The organism is Archangium minus, assembly GCF_044360475.1.
Lineage (GTDB): Bacteria > Myxococcota > Myxococcia > Myxococcales > Myxococcaceae > Archangium > Archangium minus.
In genome coordinates this window covers 2479639-2495158 of sequence record NZ_CP043494.1, presented here as the reverse complement: position 1 = coordinate 2495158, position 15520 = coordinate 2479639, and the positions used below count along the sequence as shown (strand labels likewise).

Here is a 15520-nt window from a genome sequence, read left to right as displayed (position 1 = left end):
AGCGGGCAGAGTTACGGGCCGTTTACACCGTCACTGGCGTCTGACGGCGACGAAGGTGTCGTACTCCTCACCTTCGATCGTCCGCGGCTCGACGTGCGCGTCGAATCCCACCTCATCGAAAAGACGCAGCCAGATCGCCCGCGGAAACAGGCCGAACTGGTGCATGTCGTGCACGGAGCGGACACGTCCATCGCGCTCGCGCAGCAACATCCCATAGTGGACGTCCCCAATGGTCGCGCCCGGCTCCACGGGCAACGTCCACTCCATGTAGCGCAGCGAACGCGAGCGCCCGTCCGCACCTGCCGGCTCGTCTCCACCCTCGAGGGTCGTGCCGGGCTCGAAGGTCTCTCGCGTGGCATCCGGTGCGATCAGCGCGACCCCACCGGGCCGCAGATGCGTGGCGACGGTCTCCAGCGCCGCGCGCAGATCGGCCTCGGTGGTCATGTAGTCGATCGCATCGTGCACGAACACGGCGTCGAACACGCGGCCCAGTCGCACGGTCCGCATGTCGCCGGGAACATGGACGCACTCGGGGTTGAGCGCGCGGCTCACCTCGAGCATTCGCTCGGATGGATCGACCAGGGTAAGCGAGAACTCGCGCTTGAGATGGCTGGCGTTGTTGCCGCCGCCACTGCCCAGCTCAAGCACCTCCTGGAGCGGCCCGGACGCGGCAGACCGGAGGAGCCGGATGTACTCGGCGGCCTCCTCCGCGTAGTCCGACGGGGGAGAGACCAGCGGCCACCAATCGGCCAGCTCTTCGTAGAGCTTCATGACGGGAACCTCCGAGGATTGCTTGCGTGAGAGGGTAACGCCCTTCGCCTGGGTACAGTAGCCGCGCACGATCGAAGGCATGTACCCCACCTGAGCCGTCCATGAACCGACATCCATGGCCTGGCGCTCCAGTTACTCGGGCACGAGCTGCACGTTCACCACGCGTGCCTCGTAGCCACAGTGGCAGCAGCCGGTGCGCTCCACGGCGGCCACCTCCTCCACGAGGTGGACCGGCCGGTAGCCTAGCGCCTGGATATCGAGCTCGTAGCGGCCCGGTCCGTTCTGGGAGAGGTTGCAGCTGGCGACGTTCGCGTCCTGAAAGCACGAGCCCTGCCCGGCCCCCAGCACCACCTCGGGGACGGGTTGTCCGGGTGCACCGCTGACACGCAGCGAGAGCGCGGGAGGACAAGGGCCACACAAGACGGCGGCGCAATCATCCTCCTGTATCCAGGGCAGGCCACAGGCGGAGAGGGAGAGGACGAACAGCGCACTGCGGAAGAGCGTGAGGGAGCGTTTCATGCCACGTACAACCAGCAACGCATGTGCCAGCCCCTACCCTCTCGGGAAGACCCCGAGGCGTGGCTCGCGGGTCCCTCGGAAATCCGAGTCGGTGGGGAAAGTCCGAGGGGGGACACCCTCGGGCGCTGTCAGGCCTATTGTGGAGCCGGCAGGCGCGCCACCCTGTGCAAAGCCCTCGCCGTGTTGAGCGCGAGCTCGGTGAAGAGCTCCCAACGCTCCGCGACCGGATTGCCACCCGTCGGGGGCTCCTCCGGAGGACGGTCTCCAATCTCACTGGAGGGGACGCACGTGTAGTAGGTCCCTGCCGTCATGGGCAGTTGCGGCACCTGTGACGCACCCGACGCGGCCGGTTGAGATTCTTCCTCCAAGAGCACCTCAACGGGTGTGGTGTACACGGTGAGGGGCACGCCGGCGCTGTAGGCAAGGGCCATGAACCGTGAAGTGCTCGTCGGATCGTTTCCCTGGAACCGGAACCTCACCGTCCCCGTCGCGGCGTCCACGCCCACGGCCATGAAGTCATCGAGGCTCTTGCAGTAGCCCACCACCAGGTGGGTGTAGGCCACCACGGGAAGGGGCGCTCCCGCGGGATAGTCCTCAACCGGGGGCAGCGTTGAGGACAGCGCGCGCACCGTGCGCTCCGTTCCCTCGGCCACCACGCCCGGGCTCCCCCCGCAGCTGACACCTGCCCAGATACTCAGACACACTCCTCCCAGTAGCTTCCGCATGGTTGCTCTCCATTCCTCTCGTTGTTGTTCTGTTACTCGAATGCCAACACGGCGCGGACCCAGTCCGCCCCGCCGCGTTCCATCCACACGACCCGCTCGTCACGCAGCGCCACCGCAACGGGCTGACCTGCCTGAATGCGGCTCCTCACCCCTTCGAAGAAGCGCACGGCCTGCGCATCCGGGATGTCCACCGTGGCCGCCAGCACCGCTCGCGCTCCCGCCTCCAGAAAGGCCACGGGAAGGCTGAAGGGCTCATGGGACGTCGGGGAGGTATGGGCCGCCCGGCATGCGGCGAGGATGACCAGGGGAGCGCCTCCGAGGCGTCGCGAGCGGACCTCTCCGGCCGTCAGCGCGTAGCGTCCATCCGGGCCCGGCGTCAGCACCAGCAATGAGGCGTCCGAGACTTCCAGGTTGATGAGGCCGTGGGCGTGGATCTCCACCTCCGTTGCCTTCGTCATCGCCTCCAGCACCCGGCCTGGCGTCGCAGCGGACCCGGAGAGCAGAACCCCTCCAGGAGGGGGTGGTCCCCAGGCGCCAAGTGGCGCGAGCGACAACCCGGGAGGAGGTTCCACGTCGGCCACCACCAGGCGGCGAGGAGGAACCGCGGGGGCCACAACGGGAGCGGGGCGTGGCAGGAAATAGCTCCAGGCCATGTCCGCGGGCAGCAGCCCGGCTCTTCCATGCAGCGGCGGTCTCGCCGCCACCACGATCCGCTCACACGCCCGGAGGGGCATCAACAGCTCGCCCGGAATCAACCCCTCCACGCTCCGCAGCGGCGCGGTACGGCTCGCGTCGTACCAACCCTGGAGCTGCCCATCCGCTCCGCGGACAAGAACCAGTGTGCGCTCATCATCCACCGTGACCCCCAGGATGCAGCGCTCCGGCAACGCTCCGCCCAGCTCTTCCGAAAGAAGGGCGAAGGCCTTGTCGAACTCCCGGGCCTTCCCCGCCGCGAGCAACAGGGAGGTATAGCTGTAGGTCCGCGCCTTCCGCGCATTCACGTTCGAGCGCGGGAATTGCTCGGACTCGGAGATGGCACGCCGGAGCAGGGCCTCTCCCGCGGCGCGGTCCCGCTCCAGGAGGAAGCGCCCTTCACTTTGAGTCAGGAGGGCGGACTGCCCCGCCTCCAGGCGCCCCGAACCACGAAGCGCCGCCAGTCCCTTCTCGAGCCGCTCGGCATCCCCCGGCGAGGGACGCAGACGCGCCAGATCGGCCAGGACCTGCGCGCCGCTGGCGGTCAGGGTGTCAGGGCATTGGAGCGCCATGTCAATGCTCCTACGTGCCTCGTCCACTTCGAGCGCGTTCAAGTGCGCGGAGGCGCTGTTCGCGAAAACGAAGTGCTTCAGCGCGCAGCTCTTCGGCTCGCGGGCCAGCGCTTCGTACAAATAGGAGCGGGCCAGCGCGGGCTGATGCCGGAAGCGGGAGAGCTGTCCCAGCTCCAACAGGACAACGAGCTCCTGCCCCCAGGCGCCGTCCTTGCGGCTCCATTGCCAGGCGGCCTGGGCATGGCGCACCGCCTCCGCGGGCCGGTGGAGCTGCCGGTAGAGCGCGGCCAGCTGCCGCTCGAGCTGGGCACAGCGGTAGGCCACCGGCGTCTCCCCGCACTGCTTCACCGCCCCGAGCAGTCGTTGCTCCGCCTGCAACAGCTCGCCTCGCGACGCCAAGACCTTCGCGTGCTCCTGCTCCGAGAGCAGCAAGAACCAGGGATCGCGCGTGGCCGCGGTGAGGCGCTGGTACTCCTCCAGGTGCTTGTCCACCACCCCAGCGTGCAGCAGCGCCCCCAGGAGCAGCTCCTCTTCCCGAGCTGCCCGGAGCCGCGCCAGGAAGGCTGGCACTCCGCCCTGGAGAGGCTCCCGGCGGGCCAGGCGCGCATAGTCCTCAGCCAGCGGAGTGCGACGGCGGAGATCGCTCGCCTCCGTCCGGCGGACGGCATCGCGCATGACCGTGCCGCCATCGAGCGTGTCCAGCGTCTCGGCCACGGGGAACAACGCGCGCACCTGCTCCACGGTCCTCGCCGTGCGCAGCGCATCGTAGAAGTAGAGCCGGAAGAGGCCCGGGTGGCGCTGGAGCTCCTCAGTGGAGGGCACGGCGGTATGGGCCCGCATGGCGTCCCCGGCCTTCAGTGCACCCTGCCAGCTCTCGCGCTCCTGTGTTGCACGAGCACGCAGTTCCTCCGCGCGCCGACGTGCCTCGTCCGACCAGCCCGGTTCTCCAAGGGCCGCCACCGCCTCGAACTGCTCGGACGCCGTCAGCTCCAGGCTGAGCTGCGCCAAGGCCAGCGCCCGGTTCCACATCGCCTGGGGGTGGCGGGGCACCCGTTCCAGCACGTCCTCCAGCCGCCTCAGCGCCTCGGGCGCATCGCCGCGCAGCAGCTCCACCACCGCGCGCTCCGCCTCCACCTCCGGTGAGTCTCCGGCGCGCGCGAGGTACGCAGCAGCCGACTCCACGTCCTTGCGCAGGAGGTATGCGGCGGCAATCCCTCGGAAGTCGCCCTTCTCTTCGAGCCGAGCCATCTCGGCCAGCGGCACGGGCTGCTGCGTGCTGCTCCCCCCCGCGCGCAGCGTCTCATAAGGATGGTAGACGTCCGCGCCTGGATAGCTGGAGCGCAGCTCGAGCGAGCGCGTGGGCGCGTCCGTCATCCACAGCAGCTCTGCTCGCGGTTCACGCGCCCGGGGCAGCAGGAAGACGAGCGCGGCGGAGGCCATGACCGTCACCAGCAAGCCCAGCCCACCCCTCCGAGCATACCGGCTCCACCGGGGCCGGAAGGCTCGGGAGCGCTGGGGAGGCGCGGCCGGGGCGCGTGTCTCCACGGGAGCCTTGAGCTCCTGCGCCAACGCCTTGAGCTGGAGCAGCCGTCCCAGCTCCTCCTGGCACGTGGCGCAGGTGGCCAGGTGAAGCCGGACGCGCTGCGCTTCCTCCGGCCCGAGCTCACCGTCCACGAGCGCGTGGACTCGCTGGCATGCGTCAGTCACGAGACACCTCCGCTTCACCCCGAATCAGCGGGGCGAGCAGCTCCCTCAGCTTCTGGCGGGCGCGGACCAGCCGCGTGCCTACCGTGGGTCGGGCAATCTGGAGCTGACGGGCGATCTCCTCATAGGTTCGGCCCTCCAGCTCGTGCATCTCGTAAACGCGGCGGAAGTCCTCCTTCAGCCCTCCCAGCGCGGTGCGGAGCTGGTCGGTGGTGATGGTGGACCAGCCAGGCTCGGGGCCGGGCTCGGGCGCCGAGCAGGACTCCACCACCTCCGGCTCCAGCGGCTCCTCGCGCTCGGCTCGCGCCCGAAGCCGGCGGCAGCGATCCAGGAACAGGTTGCGCAGGATGGTGAATAACCAGGCCCGAAGCCGCTCCTCTGTCGGGGGACGCTCCGTGCTGCGCAGCGCTCGCTCGAAGGTGTCCTGGACGAGGTCCTTCGCCTCGGACGGGTCGCCACACAGGTTGCGGGCCACCTCGAGCAGCCCAGGCTCAAAGGAAGGCAAGAGCCTCTCCAGACGGAGCTGCTCATCGGTGCTCCGTGTCTGAACGGGGGCGCTCACGCGAGCGTCAGGCTGCACCTGGATTTCACGGACAGTCAAGGCATGCCATCCGGGGTTTGTCGCGGTCCAGATCATGAGAAAGGAAGGGTCTTCAGTGGCCTCACCCATCCAGACGCACCGCTGGGGAATTGTTCCCGAGATTTTCTTCTCGGTTTTCCACGGGCCAGCCTCCGCGCCCCATCCCCGCCGCGGCTGCTTCTGAAAAAACGGTCTGGGAACAACTTCGGGCGAGTGCGTCTGGCTCATCGAGGCCACTGAAGACCTCTGCTCCATCAGGCCCGTCATCAGGCGGGCGGAGACCTCTCATGAAACGCAAGAAGCTGAACCGGCGCCCAACCTGGGCGTTCCGGACGGGATCGGTGTTGCTCTCTCTCGTCTGGCTCACGGGCACGGCCCAGGCCGGCACGACCCTGCCCTCATCGAGCGCCACGGCCGCTGCCACCAGCGTCGATCCCGACGCCCCGCTACGACCGAAGCTGAGCCCCGCGGAACGCGCACGGATGGAGCTGACGTTGCAGGAGCGAGCCGAGCAGGTGGTCGCGGAGTTGAACGCCGGGCGCACCCGCCTGGGACTTGGCGCGGACGACGAGCTGCGGCTGCTTCAGGCCCAGATCGATCCCTACGGGATGGCCCACTTCCGCTTGCGCCAATATCACCGAGGTCTGCGCGTGCTGGGGGTCGGCATGGTCTCTCATCGCGATGCAACGACCGCGACGGAGAGCCTCTACCTCGCACGAGCCCTCTCCCTGGACACCGAGCCGGCCATCGATGCGGCCCAGGCGACGAGCCTCGCACAGCAAGCCTTTGGAGCGCCCCCGGGCACGCCGCTGGTGACTCAGCTGGAGCTGGCGATCGAGCCAATGGTGCGCGTGCGGTTCGAGCCGGATGCCAGCGGAGGTGTCACCAACAGCGATCAGATGTACCGGGACGTCATCGGCTACCGGCTCGTCTACCTCGCACATGTGGCGCCAGAGGAGCCGGAAGAGCCAGAGGAGATGCCAGATCCAGCCCCGACCGTTGAGGCTCCCGCGCCTTCTCCATCGCGCGCTGGCGCGCAGTACCCGCTGGACAACCTGGAGCCGGAGAGCGCCGCCAGCCGCACGGTCGAACGCGTGGAGCTCACCGATGCGCCCCTGCAGGTCCTCATCGACGCGAAGACAGGCCGTATCCTGTCTCAGCACCGGGACGTGAACCACGCCGGTCAGGCCGTCACGAGCCTTGGCCACTCGCAGTACCACGGAGATGTGGCGCTGAGCACCCGGTACGACACCAGCACGAACCGCTACCAGCTGCAGGATCCCCATCGCGGCGGAAACCAGGTCCGCGACCTGAAGAACGGAACCTGGTCCCGGCTGAACAAGTCCTATTTGTACTGGGGCACGGATAACGAATGGGGTGATGGCCAGGAGTTCGAGGACGGCGACAACACCAGCAGCGCGCGCGGAGAGACGGTGGCCGTAGACGTGGCGTACGGGCTCGAGCGCACCTGGGACCTGCTGCACAAGGTATTCGGCCGCAAGGGCCTGGACGGCAAGAACTCGCCTATCCGGGCTCGCGTCCACTACGGGCATCAGTACAGGGACGCGCACTGGAGCAACCTCTACAAGGCCCCCTACTTCGGGGACGGCACGAACGGCAGCGACCCGATGGTTGGCAACACCTCGCCGAACGCCCGGCTCGATGTCGTGGGTCATGAGCTGGGTCACGGCCTGTGGTTCTACGAGCTGGGGCGGTCCAACGGCGCCATCGCTGGCGGCATCAACGAAGGGCACGGCGACATCCTCGGCTCCCTCGCGGAGTTCTACACCTTCGGTCACGACGGGCTCGGGTACCACGTCCCCGATACCCGCGCCGCGTGGAACTGGCGGTCACGCATGGTCAACCCCGAGGGCTATACCGAGCGGAATGATGAGGGCGAGGTCCGGCGTGGGCTCCGGTATTTCTCGCCGACGCTCGCCGAGGAACCGGTGCACGTCGTCGGCACGCTCTATGGTCATGCCTTCGTCTTCCTGGCGCACGGCGCGGTCAGCGATCCGAGCTCCTCGCGCTACAGCTACCACCTGCCGAATGGGATGGCGGGCATCGGCGCGAATCGGGCCGCCGAGCTGTGGTACCTGGCGACCACGGCCTACCTGCCGGAGGACCCGTACTACAGCGAGCTGCGCTCGGCATACCTGGCAGCCGCGAAGCAGCTCTACGGCGAGGGCAGCCGCGTGCACAACGCGGTGAAGGACGCCTTCGGGGCCGTTGGAGTGGGGCAAGTGGCCTCCGACACCAAGGGGCCGGAGATTGTCGAAACGCACCTGGCCTCCGTGGACGAGGGTGAGGGCACGGTGTTCGCCGTCGCCTCCGTCTCCGACGATACCGGGGTGCTCCGGACGGAGTTCAAGACAGGCCCGAACCAGACCCACTCCGGCTTCTCGCCGTTCGAGGCCTACCTCGACATCAGCACGCTGAGCCTGGGCTCGCATCCGGTCTCCGTGACGGCGGTGGATCGCACGCTCAAGAGCACGCAGAAGACGCTGCCGTTGATCCTGGTCGGCAGCAACCAACTCCTGGTCAATGGAGGCTTCGAGTCGGGCACCACCGGCTGGACGGCCACTTCCGGCGTCATCGGGAAGCTGGCGGGCGGTCGTCCACAGCCGTTCATGGGAGCATGGAACGCGGTCTTCAGCGCCAATGATGCCCTGAGCCAGACCGTGACCATTCCCGCGGACGCCACCTCCGTGCCCTGGAGCTTCCGCGTTCGTGTCGAGAACGACGCCACGGAGTCGGCGACGCTGTCGGTCCTGGTCAAGGATCTGGGAACCGGAGTGCAGACCTCGCTGGCTGTCTACGATCGTCAAGACGTGAAGTACTTCACCGCGGGCCGGCACTATCGGCGCGGCCAGTTCGATCTGGCATCGTTCCGAGGCCGTCAGGTGCAGCTGCGCTTCGTGTCCAGCGGGACGACGGGCAGTGGGGACTTCAGCGTCGACAATGTCAGCCTGACCTACTCCGCGCCCATCAAGGTCGGCGCGCCCAAGCTCACGCTGCATGAGGACGAGGAGACCCTGCGCTTCGACTTCACGGGGATCAGCGGGTACGCCCCCTCCCGGATCAAGAAGGTCGAGTACGTGGTCGGCGGCGTCGTGAAGGCGGCGGCGCTCTACGGACCGTCCTTCTCGCAGCTCGTGTCCATCAAGGGCTGGCCCACGGGGAACACCTCCGTCGTGGCCCGGGTGTACGATCACGCCGGCAACCTCGTCGGACAGTCGCCCGCCGTGGCGCTGACGCTGAAGGGCGCCAAGCAGGCGCTGTTGAATGGCGACTTCGAGGCGGGGACCGCGTCCTGGACGCTCAGCGGGTCTGTCTCGGTGGGAACCGACTCCGAGGGCGTCTACCTGGCCTTCCTCGGGCAGCGCTATGGGCGCCTCGGAGGAAAGGGCGTCCAGCACGACAGCTCACTCTCCCAGCTTGTCGGACTGCCGGACGACATCCTGAGCGCGCGGCTGAGCTACCGCCTCGACATCGACACGCAAGAGGACAACCTCGGAGCGACCGACAAGCTCCAGGTCGAGGCGCAGATCCTGCCGAACGGAGCGTGGCAGGTCCTGGACTCCATTGAGGCCAACGCGAACATCAGCGGCGGTGAGACCTTCGGGGGCTATCAACGACGAGAGGTGAGCCTGACCGCGTTCAAGGGGAAGACGGTGCGGCTGCGCTTCAGGGTCCAGGAGAACGCGGGCCTGGCGACTACCTACCGAATCGACAACGCCAGCGTCACCTACGTCCCGCTGGCTGTGAGCAACTGATCCCTCCCAGTGCTTCGCATCCCGAGGTACGTGGATCCTTGGTATACGAGGTCCCACGTACCTCCCATGATTGATTACAACCCCAAGGATTGGTTCACCTTCGTCTTCCGGCTCCACAAGGCGGACACCGTCCGGAAGCTGCTGCCGATGATTGTCGCCATCTGCCTGTACTCGGGACTGGTGGCCTGGCTGGAAGCCGAGGTCTGGAAGCTGTCCGACGACAGCCGCGTCAAGAACATCTCCATGCTGCACAGCCTGCTGGGGTTCGTCATCTCCCTGCTCCTCGCCTTCCGCTCCAACAGTGCGTACGACCGCTGGTGGGAGGGGCGGAAGCTCTGGGGCTCGCTGGTCAACAACAGCCGGAACCTCGCCCTGAAGATGAACGCCCTGCTGCCCGAGGAGGACCGGGAGAGCCGGCAGCTCTACCGGGCCATGATTCCCAACTACGCCTTCGCGTTGAAGAATCACCTCCGCAGCCAGTTCAAGCCGGAGGAGTTCGTGGCGGCGGGCGGACTGGAAGCCCAGCACCTGGATACGACCCGGCACGTGCCCAACCAGCTCGCCTCGGTCCTCCTGCGGAAGGCCTACTCGCTGCAGAAGCAGGGCGTACTGACCGGGGAGCAGCTGCTGTCGGTGAACGCGGAGCTGCAGTCGTTCACCGACATCTGCGGGGCCTGCGAGCGCATCCTCAAGACCCCCATCCCCTTCTCGTACTCGGTGTTCCTGAAGAAGTTCATCTTCTTCTATGTGATGACGCTGCCCTTCGGCCTGGCCTTCAGCCTGGGCTACTTCGTCATCCCGGCGGTGGCCTTCGTCTTCTTCGTGCTCGCCTCCATGGAGCTCATCGCGGAGGAGATCGAGAACCCCTTTGGCACGGATGCCAACGACCTGCCCATTGATGGCATCAGCCAGAACATCCGAAAGCACGTCGAGGAGATCCTCTGAGCGTTCGGGGGGCACGGTGGCGAGCCCCGGGAGGACGGCGGGTTGACGCCCTCTCCCCACCTGCTTGAGGGAACGACTCCCGATGTCATCCAAGCCTGGCTGTGATTGGGCTCAATTGTGAGAATTCTCTCCGACTGAGCGACATTCCTGCCTTTATGGGTGTCCCGCCTCTTGGCATGATGGATGACAAGGTTTGAGCGGACCCCCTTGAACTTCGACCGCCAACCCGGCGGGAGTGAGTGGCAGCGGTGCGCCATGTGCCGGACATCCGCAGCTGGCCCTTGTATTTTCTTCTGGTCAGCGGCTAGTCTCCGTGCCCTGGCGTAGCCTTTGCATTCAGCGGCGGCGCCAGACGACTGAGTCGCATCCCCATGAGCCGACGACACTCTGCGTCCGGGTGGTTTCACACGGGCCTACCGTTGCTTCTCGCGGTAACGCTCTCTGGCTGCGTGACGACGGTCTACCAACCGCTCGTGTCTCTGCAGCGCCCGGTCATCATCGATCCCCAGGTGGCCAATTTCGAGGGCCAGCGGTTTCTGCTGCGTTGCATCCCCGGTGACTACCTCGGGTTGGACGAGGCGCAACAGCTGTGCCAACACCTGCGTACGCTGTTCACGACACAGGGCGCGCAGGTCGATGTCCAGGTGCAGCAGGGCGGAATGGCCGGGGGTGACGAGGAAGGCGCGGCCAGGCCGGACCTCATCATCGACCTGCGTGCACGACTGCTTCACGTGGACAACAGCCCCCTTCTGTGGATCCTGTCCGGGTTGACGCTGACGCTGGTGCCCGCGATCACCGATTCCAGTTTCTCCCAGGACGTCACCATTCGTGACTCCAGCGGGTTCGTGCTCGCCTCCGATAACCTGCAGGGGCGCTTCGTGCGCTACTCCGGATTCAGCGTGTGGGCGGTGAATGGCGTGCTGGATCTCCTCGTCCGGTCCGAGGCGGAAAAACTGGGCGGAGACAGAGCCAACCGGGACTTTTCACGTGATTTCTACGGACAGCTCAGCCAGCTCGCATTCAATGCGCACATGCGCTCGGAGGTGATGCGCAGCTTCGAGCCCAAACCTCCGTCCAGTACGAAGTGAGCCCCCGGAAGAGAGACCCATGGAGTTCCTGCTGCTCATCCTCCTGATGCCTCTACCGATCTACGGGGTACGCGCGAACGATCCCATCGCCGGGCCCTGGCAGAGCAAGGAAGAGGCCCGCAATCTGGAGTGCACCCGCCTCAGCCAGGCCCAGGCGCACGAACGCTATCCGGACCTGGTGCCGGATCTACCGGCACGTGGCACCTCCGGGGTCACCGACGCGCTCGCCTGCACCAGCCGCTTCATGCGCTACGGGGAGCGACCCGACCGAGACGAGGTCATCCTTTCGTCGCTGGGCCAGACGGTGGGTGAGATCACCCAGATCGCGAGTGCTCTCGGCTCCGGTGAGCTCACCTGGCACGTGGATGCTTTCTATCCAGAGCCAGCGGTGGCGGCGAAGATCTCGGTCGCGGCCAGGACGCAGCTCGCCGAGCGTGGGCACAAGGTGTCGGACCGGGTCCCGGTCCTCGCCGCGGGTGACATCGCGGTGCTTGGGCGCATGCCGGCAAGCAAGGCCTACCCGCTCGCCTGCGCGCGCTACTTCGCGCAGCGGGTGCTCGACGAGCAGGACGCCTTCCTGGGGCTGATGATCATCGATGCGCGCGAGACGCAACTCCATGCCGGGCTGTGCATGCGGGGCGAGTGGAGGTGGTTGCAGTGAGGCCCGTGCTCTTGTGCCTGGCCTTCGCGCTGTGGCCGGTATCCGCCCTGGCGGAGGAGCCGACGGTCACCGAGGCGCGCAGGGCGCAGCTCGAGTCACTGCGAGCGCAGGTGGCGAGGCAGATTCAACTCCAGGCCTATGATCTGCTCGACGAGCTCGTCTACGGCTGGATTGAGCAGCCCGTCTTCGCCCAGGAAACGCCCGTGGTGCTCGCCGATGTCAGCGTGCCGGTGGGCTTCGGCAGCGGGCTCCAGGCGCTGATCGAGAACCACTTCGCCTCCCTGGTGGTGAAGAACCCACGCACCCGGGTGGTTCTCGCGCATTGCCCGCAGTGTACGTCGGTGGTGGTGCACTCGGGGGCCAAGGGCACCATCATCTCCCGTGGCGTGGACGAACCCGAGGCCCTCTCCACGGCGGGAGCCCTCTCCGGCAGCCGTCATGCCCTCTTCCTCGACTTCGAGGTGGAGGGCGCCGCGCTGGTGCTGCGTGCGCGCATCACGGCGCTCGAGCCGGCGCTGCCCATCGTCTATGCGAAGACCCTGTCCACCTCGACCTCGTCTCCGGCGCTGCTGCGCACCGCGGATCGCCTGAAGAGCGCCTCCGAGGCGCGGCAGGAGTACCTCGACACGCTGCAGGGACGAAGCGTCTACCTGGTGCCTGTTCGTTTCGGGGTTCGCAGCTATGCCCCGGGAAGTGGTTCAGTGATGGTGGCCCCCTTCCTCTGGCTGCAGGCCGGTGCCGAAGCGCCGCTCACCCAGGCGCGGGCCTGGACCGGGAGCCTCATGCTGGGCGCCAGCTGGATGCCTCAGCTGCACGTGGGGGTGATGGTCCAGGGGCGCGTCTCGCGTCTTCTCTCGGGGTCGGTGACGTCGCTGACCCGTCCCGACCTCTACGGCTTCGTCGGAGGCTCGGTGACCTCCATCCATGGACTCAGCGCGCTGGTGTTCAAGGACCAGGTCCCCAACCTCGAGGATCTGGCCGCGGAGCTCCTCAAGGGCCAGCCCCATGCCCTCTTCGGCGCGGTACAGCTGGGGCTCGAATTGCGAGTGAAGAACCGCATCGGCGCCTCGGTGTTCGTCGAATCGCTGCCGGCGATGAACACGGCCCCTTCGATCGGCCGCTACGTGGACCTGGGCCCCATCCAAGTGCACTCCCTGGGCGTGGAGGTGTCATTTTGCTTCTAGTGCGCCTCGTCCTGCTCGCCGCATTGCTCCCGATGACGGCCTTCGCCCAGCGCGAGACGACACGGGAGGCGCTCTCGCGCTTCGAGGAGACCCTGGCCATGCGCCTCGAGGACGGCGCCTTCGTGGCCAAGGACCTGGCGCCCGCCATCGTCGTGAGCGTCACTCCCGCGTTCGAGGAGTCGCGGGCCTGGTATCCGACCGAAGCCCTGGCGACGCTGGTGCGCGTCTTCGGTGCGGCCTCGCTGCGCTCGTGTGAGGCGTGTATGGCGCCTCGCCTGTACGTCGAGGAGGGGAAGCTCGAGCAGTTCACGACCAGTCTGAGCACGACCGAAATCACCCGGCTGGACGAGCTGAGCCGCGGAAGTGCCTCGCCCGCGCGCACGGCGATCTGGTTGGACGAGACGGCCGAAGGCGTGTCGTTGCGCATCATCGACCTGAAGAACAGCCGCATCGTGCTCGCCGAGAACTTCGATCCGAGGCTGACCGAGTCGGCACGCACCCGGAAGACCTTCTCCCTGGCGCGGGAGCTTGACCGCCGCGCGCGAAGTGACAGCCTCACGCACACCTTCATCGACGTGACCATGTACCCGGGGCAGCATGTCTCGCTCGACTGGGCAGAGCAGTGGGGCGAGACCAACGCCAACCTCTCCGGGGTATCCTTGTCGCTCTTCGATCCGGTGCTGGGCGTCGGTGCCTCCTACTACCGCGTGGTGCCGAGGGCCTTGAACATCATGGTGGGCGCCAAGGTGCTGCTGAGCGTGCCGACCGCCGTGGTGACCGGCATCTCGGGACAGCCGCAGGACGTCATCGACCCCTTGCTCACGGCCGTCTTCATGGTGCGTGTGCCCATTGGCAGTTCCAATTACGGAGTGACCCTCTCGGCCTCGACCAACGGGCGGATCGGGGTCGGATTCTCCCTCATGAACCTCTCCTGGATGCCCTTCCTGCCATGAACCGGCTCTTGCTCCTCCTCTTTCCACTCCTCGTGTCCTGCGCGGCGCGTAACTACACCTACTACCTGGTCGAGCCGGAGCCCCAGAAGCACCCGGCGCTCAAGGAGGAGGGAACGCTGATGAGGCCCTTCGGCTTCGGGTCGACGACGGTGATGAAGGTCCGGTGGAACGACGGCAACCTCATCACCGAGGTCGACGTGCCGGTCCTCTCGACGGGACAGCGGATCGTCATCGAGCACGGCGCGGGGAGTGGTGATGTCAAGACCATCCCGGCCACCCGGGTGGTGCCTCCACCGCCGACGAGCGCCGACAAGTCGCTCATCGAGGCCTACCGAGCGCGAGGCCTGAGCATCGACGAGAGCTCACCCGAAGTGAGCATTACTCGTGCGCGCACCCTGATGCAGGAGGCGGTCAAGGGGGGCAACTATCACCTGGCGCTCGAGTGGTGTGAGACGGTGTTGCAGCGCTACAAGTCCCACCCGGAGTTTCTGCGGGCCAAGGCCTCGCTGCTGCTGATGATGGGCGAGCGCGACAAGGCGATCGAAATCTACGAGCAGGTAGAAGCGATCGAGAGCGACCCGGACGTCCGCAAGAAGCTCGAAGAGCTGCAGCGGCAACAGAAGTAGGAGACACCTCGTGCAGATTCTTGGCTTCATCATTCTGGGATTCGTCGTCTGGTTCGGCTTCAAGGATCGCGGAAACGCGCAGGTCGTTTCGGCGTTCGATCCCCACGCGTTGGTGATGGTGGTGGTGGGCTCGGCCTCGGCGGTGCTGGTCAGCTCCAGCCACACGACGGCGCTGCGCACCCTGCTCTGCCTGCGAGAGCTCATCCCGGGCCTGCGCCTCTTCGGCCACACCACCGCGCAGATGGAGGCCGAGCGGGAGCAGCTCTACACCCTCTGGCGCGAGGGCAAGCGCAGTGGAGCGCTTTCGCTCGCGGAGAAGAGCCGCTTCGCCGCGGTCAAGCAGATGGTGGAGCTCATCCTCAATCGCTCACCCGAGGTTGCCAGCTCCAAGGCCTTCCTGGAGCTCCGGCACGAGGAGATCAGCCGCTGGCAGCCGGCGATCAGCAACTGGGAGATGCTCTCCAAGCTCGGCCCGGCCTTCGGAATGGTGGGAACCATCACCGGAATGATCCAGCTGTTCCGCAACATGAACTCGGACAACCTCAACATCGGCTCGGCCATGTCCCTGGCGTTGCTCGCCACGCTCTATGGGGTGGCCTTCGGTGCTGGCGTCGCGGGGCCGATCGGTCATTATCTCAATGGACTGCTCGATGAACGGCTGGGGTTCCTCGAGCGCTGCGAGAAGAGCGTCAATGAGCTGGTCGCTCGGGGGGGGTCGTGAGC

13 protein-coding genes are annotated in these 15520 nt (G+C 66.8%); 8 read left to right on the top strand and 5 right to left on the bottom strand.

Annotation, left to right across the window (positions count from 1 at the left end):
* Positions 1-30 precede the first annotated feature (30 nt).
* The 5 genes from F0U60_RS10230 to F0U60_RS10210 form a co-directional block, all read right to left on the bottom strand.
* Entirely contained in the window at positions 31-852 is an 822-nt protein-coding gene (locus tag F0U60_RS10230) for a class I SAM-dependent methyltransferase (protein ID WP_395817301.1), read from the bottom strand.
* Positions 853-903: 51 nt separating this feature from the next.
* A complete protein-coding gene (locus F0U60_RS10225) occupies positions 904-1290 on the bottom strand; it encodes a hypothetical protein (RefSeq protein WP_395817298.1) in 387 nt (128 codons plus the stop codon).
* 134 nt (positions 1291-1424) lie between these two features.
* The gene (locus F0U60_RS10220; protein WP_395817294.1) at positions 1425-2015 is read right to left on the bottom strand and encodes a hypothetical protein; all 591 of its coding nucleotides are present in this window, start codon (positions 2013-2015) and stop codon (positions 1425-1427) included.
* A 32-nt stretch (positions 2016-2047) separates the two neighbouring features.
* On the bottom strand, positions 2048-4987 hold the full coding sequence (locus F0U60_RS10215) for a CHAT domain-containing protein (protein ID WP_395817291.1): 2940 nt from the start codon (positions 4985-4987) through the stop codon (positions 2048-2050).
* Positions 4980-5489, bottom strand: coding sequence for an RNA polymerase sigma factor (locus F0U60_RS10210; protein WP_395817287.1), 510 nt, complete (start codon positions 5487-5489; stop codon positions 4980-4982). Before F0U60_RS10210 ends, F0U60_RS10215 begins: the two co-directional genes overlap by 8 nt.
* A 362-nt stretch (positions 5490-5851) precedes the next feature.
* Here F0U60_RS10210 and F0U60_RS10205 point away from each other — a divergent pair, with 362 nt between their 5' ends.
* The 8 genes from F0U60_RS10205 to F0U60_RS10170 all read left to right on the top strand — a co-directional run bounded on the left by F0U60_RS10205 (position 5852) and on the right by F0U60_RS10170 (position 15518).
* On the top strand, positions 5852-9340 hold the full coding sequence (locus tag F0U60_RS10205; RefSeq protein ID WP_395817284.1) for a M4 family metallopeptidase: 3489 nt from the start codon (positions 5852-5854) through the stop codon (positions 9338-9340).
* Between the two features lie 66 nt (positions 9341-9406).
* Positions 9407-10285: a bestrophin family protein gene (locus tag F0U60_RS10200; RefSeq protein WP_395817281.1), complete on the top strand. Its 879-nt coding sequence runs from the start codon at positions 9407-9409 to the stop codon at positions 10283-10285.
* 371 nt (positions 10286-10656) lie between these two features.
* Entirely contained in the window at positions 10657-11373 is a 717-nt protein-coding gene (locus F0U60_RS10195; RefSeq protein WP_395817279.1) for a hypothetical protein, read from the top strand.
* A 19-nt stretch (positions 11374-11392) separates the two neighbouring features.
* Complete coding sequence (locus F0U60_RS10190) at positions 11393-12034, top strand: hypothetical protein (RefSeq protein WP_395817276.1); 642 nt, start codon at positions 11393-11395, stop codon at positions 12032-12034.
* Positions 12031-13218 (top strand): hypothetical protein, encoded by a 1188-nt coding sequence (locus F0U60_RS10185; RefSeq protein WP_395817273.1) that lies wholly within the window; start codon positions 12031-12033, stop codon positions 13216-13218. The genes F0U60_RS10190 and F0U60_RS10185 overlap by 4 nt, the downstream gene beginning before the upstream one ends.
* Complete coding sequence (locus F0U60_RS10180) at positions 13209-14171, top strand: hypothetical protein (RefSeq protein WP_395817270.1); 963 nt, start codon at positions 13209-13211, stop codon at positions 14169-14171. The genes F0U60_RS10185 and F0U60_RS10180 overlap by 10 nt, the downstream gene beginning before the upstream one ends.
* Positions 14168-14797, top strand: a complete 630-nt coding sequence (locus F0U60_RS10175; protein WP_395817267.1) for a tetratricopeptide repeat protein — start codon at positions 14168-14170, stop codon at positions 14795-14797. The genes F0U60_RS10180 and F0U60_RS10175 overlap by 4 nt, the downstream gene beginning before the upstream one ends.
* Before the next feature lie 10 nt (positions 14798-14807).
* Entirely contained in the window at positions 14808-15518 is a 711-nt protein-coding gene (locus F0U60_RS10170) for a MotA/TolQ/ExbB proton channel family protein (protein WP_395817264.1), read from the top strand.
* The last annotated feature ends 2 nt before the right edge of the window (positions 15519-15520 follow it).

Coding starts and splice junctions, on each gene's coding strand:
- F0U60_RS10225 (WP_395817298.1), bottom strand. CDS start 1,290: ATGAAACGCTCCCTCACGCTCTTCCGCAGTGCGCTGTTCGTCCTCTCC.
- F0U60_RS10195 (WP_395817279.1), top strand. CDS start 10,657: ATGAGCCGACGACACTCTGCGTCCGGGTGGTTTCACACGGGCCTACCG.
- F0U60_RS10175 (WP_395817267.1), top strand. CDS start 14,168: ATGAACCGGCTCTTGCTCCTCCTCTTTCCACTCCTCGTGTCCTGCGCG.
- F0U60_RS10230 (WP_395817301.1), bottom strand. CDS start 852: ATGCCTTCGATCGTGCGCGGCTACTGTACCCAGGCGAAGGGCGTTACC.
- F0U60_RS10205 (WP_395817284.1), top strand. CDS start 5,852: ATGAAACGCAAGAAGCTGAACCGGCGCCCAACCTGGGCGTTCCGGACG.
- F0U60_RS10190 (WP_395817276.1), top strand. CDS start 11,393: ATGGAGTTCCTGCTGCTCATCCTCCTGATGCCTCTACCGATCTACGGG.
- F0U60_RS10220 (WP_395817294.1), bottom strand. CDS start 2,015: ATGCGGAAGCTACTGGGAGGAGTGTGTCTGAGTATCTGGGCAGGTGTC.
- F0U60_RS10200 (WP_395817281.1), top strand. CDS start 9,407: ATGATTGATTACAACCCCAAGGATTGGTTCACCTTCGTCTTCCGGCTC.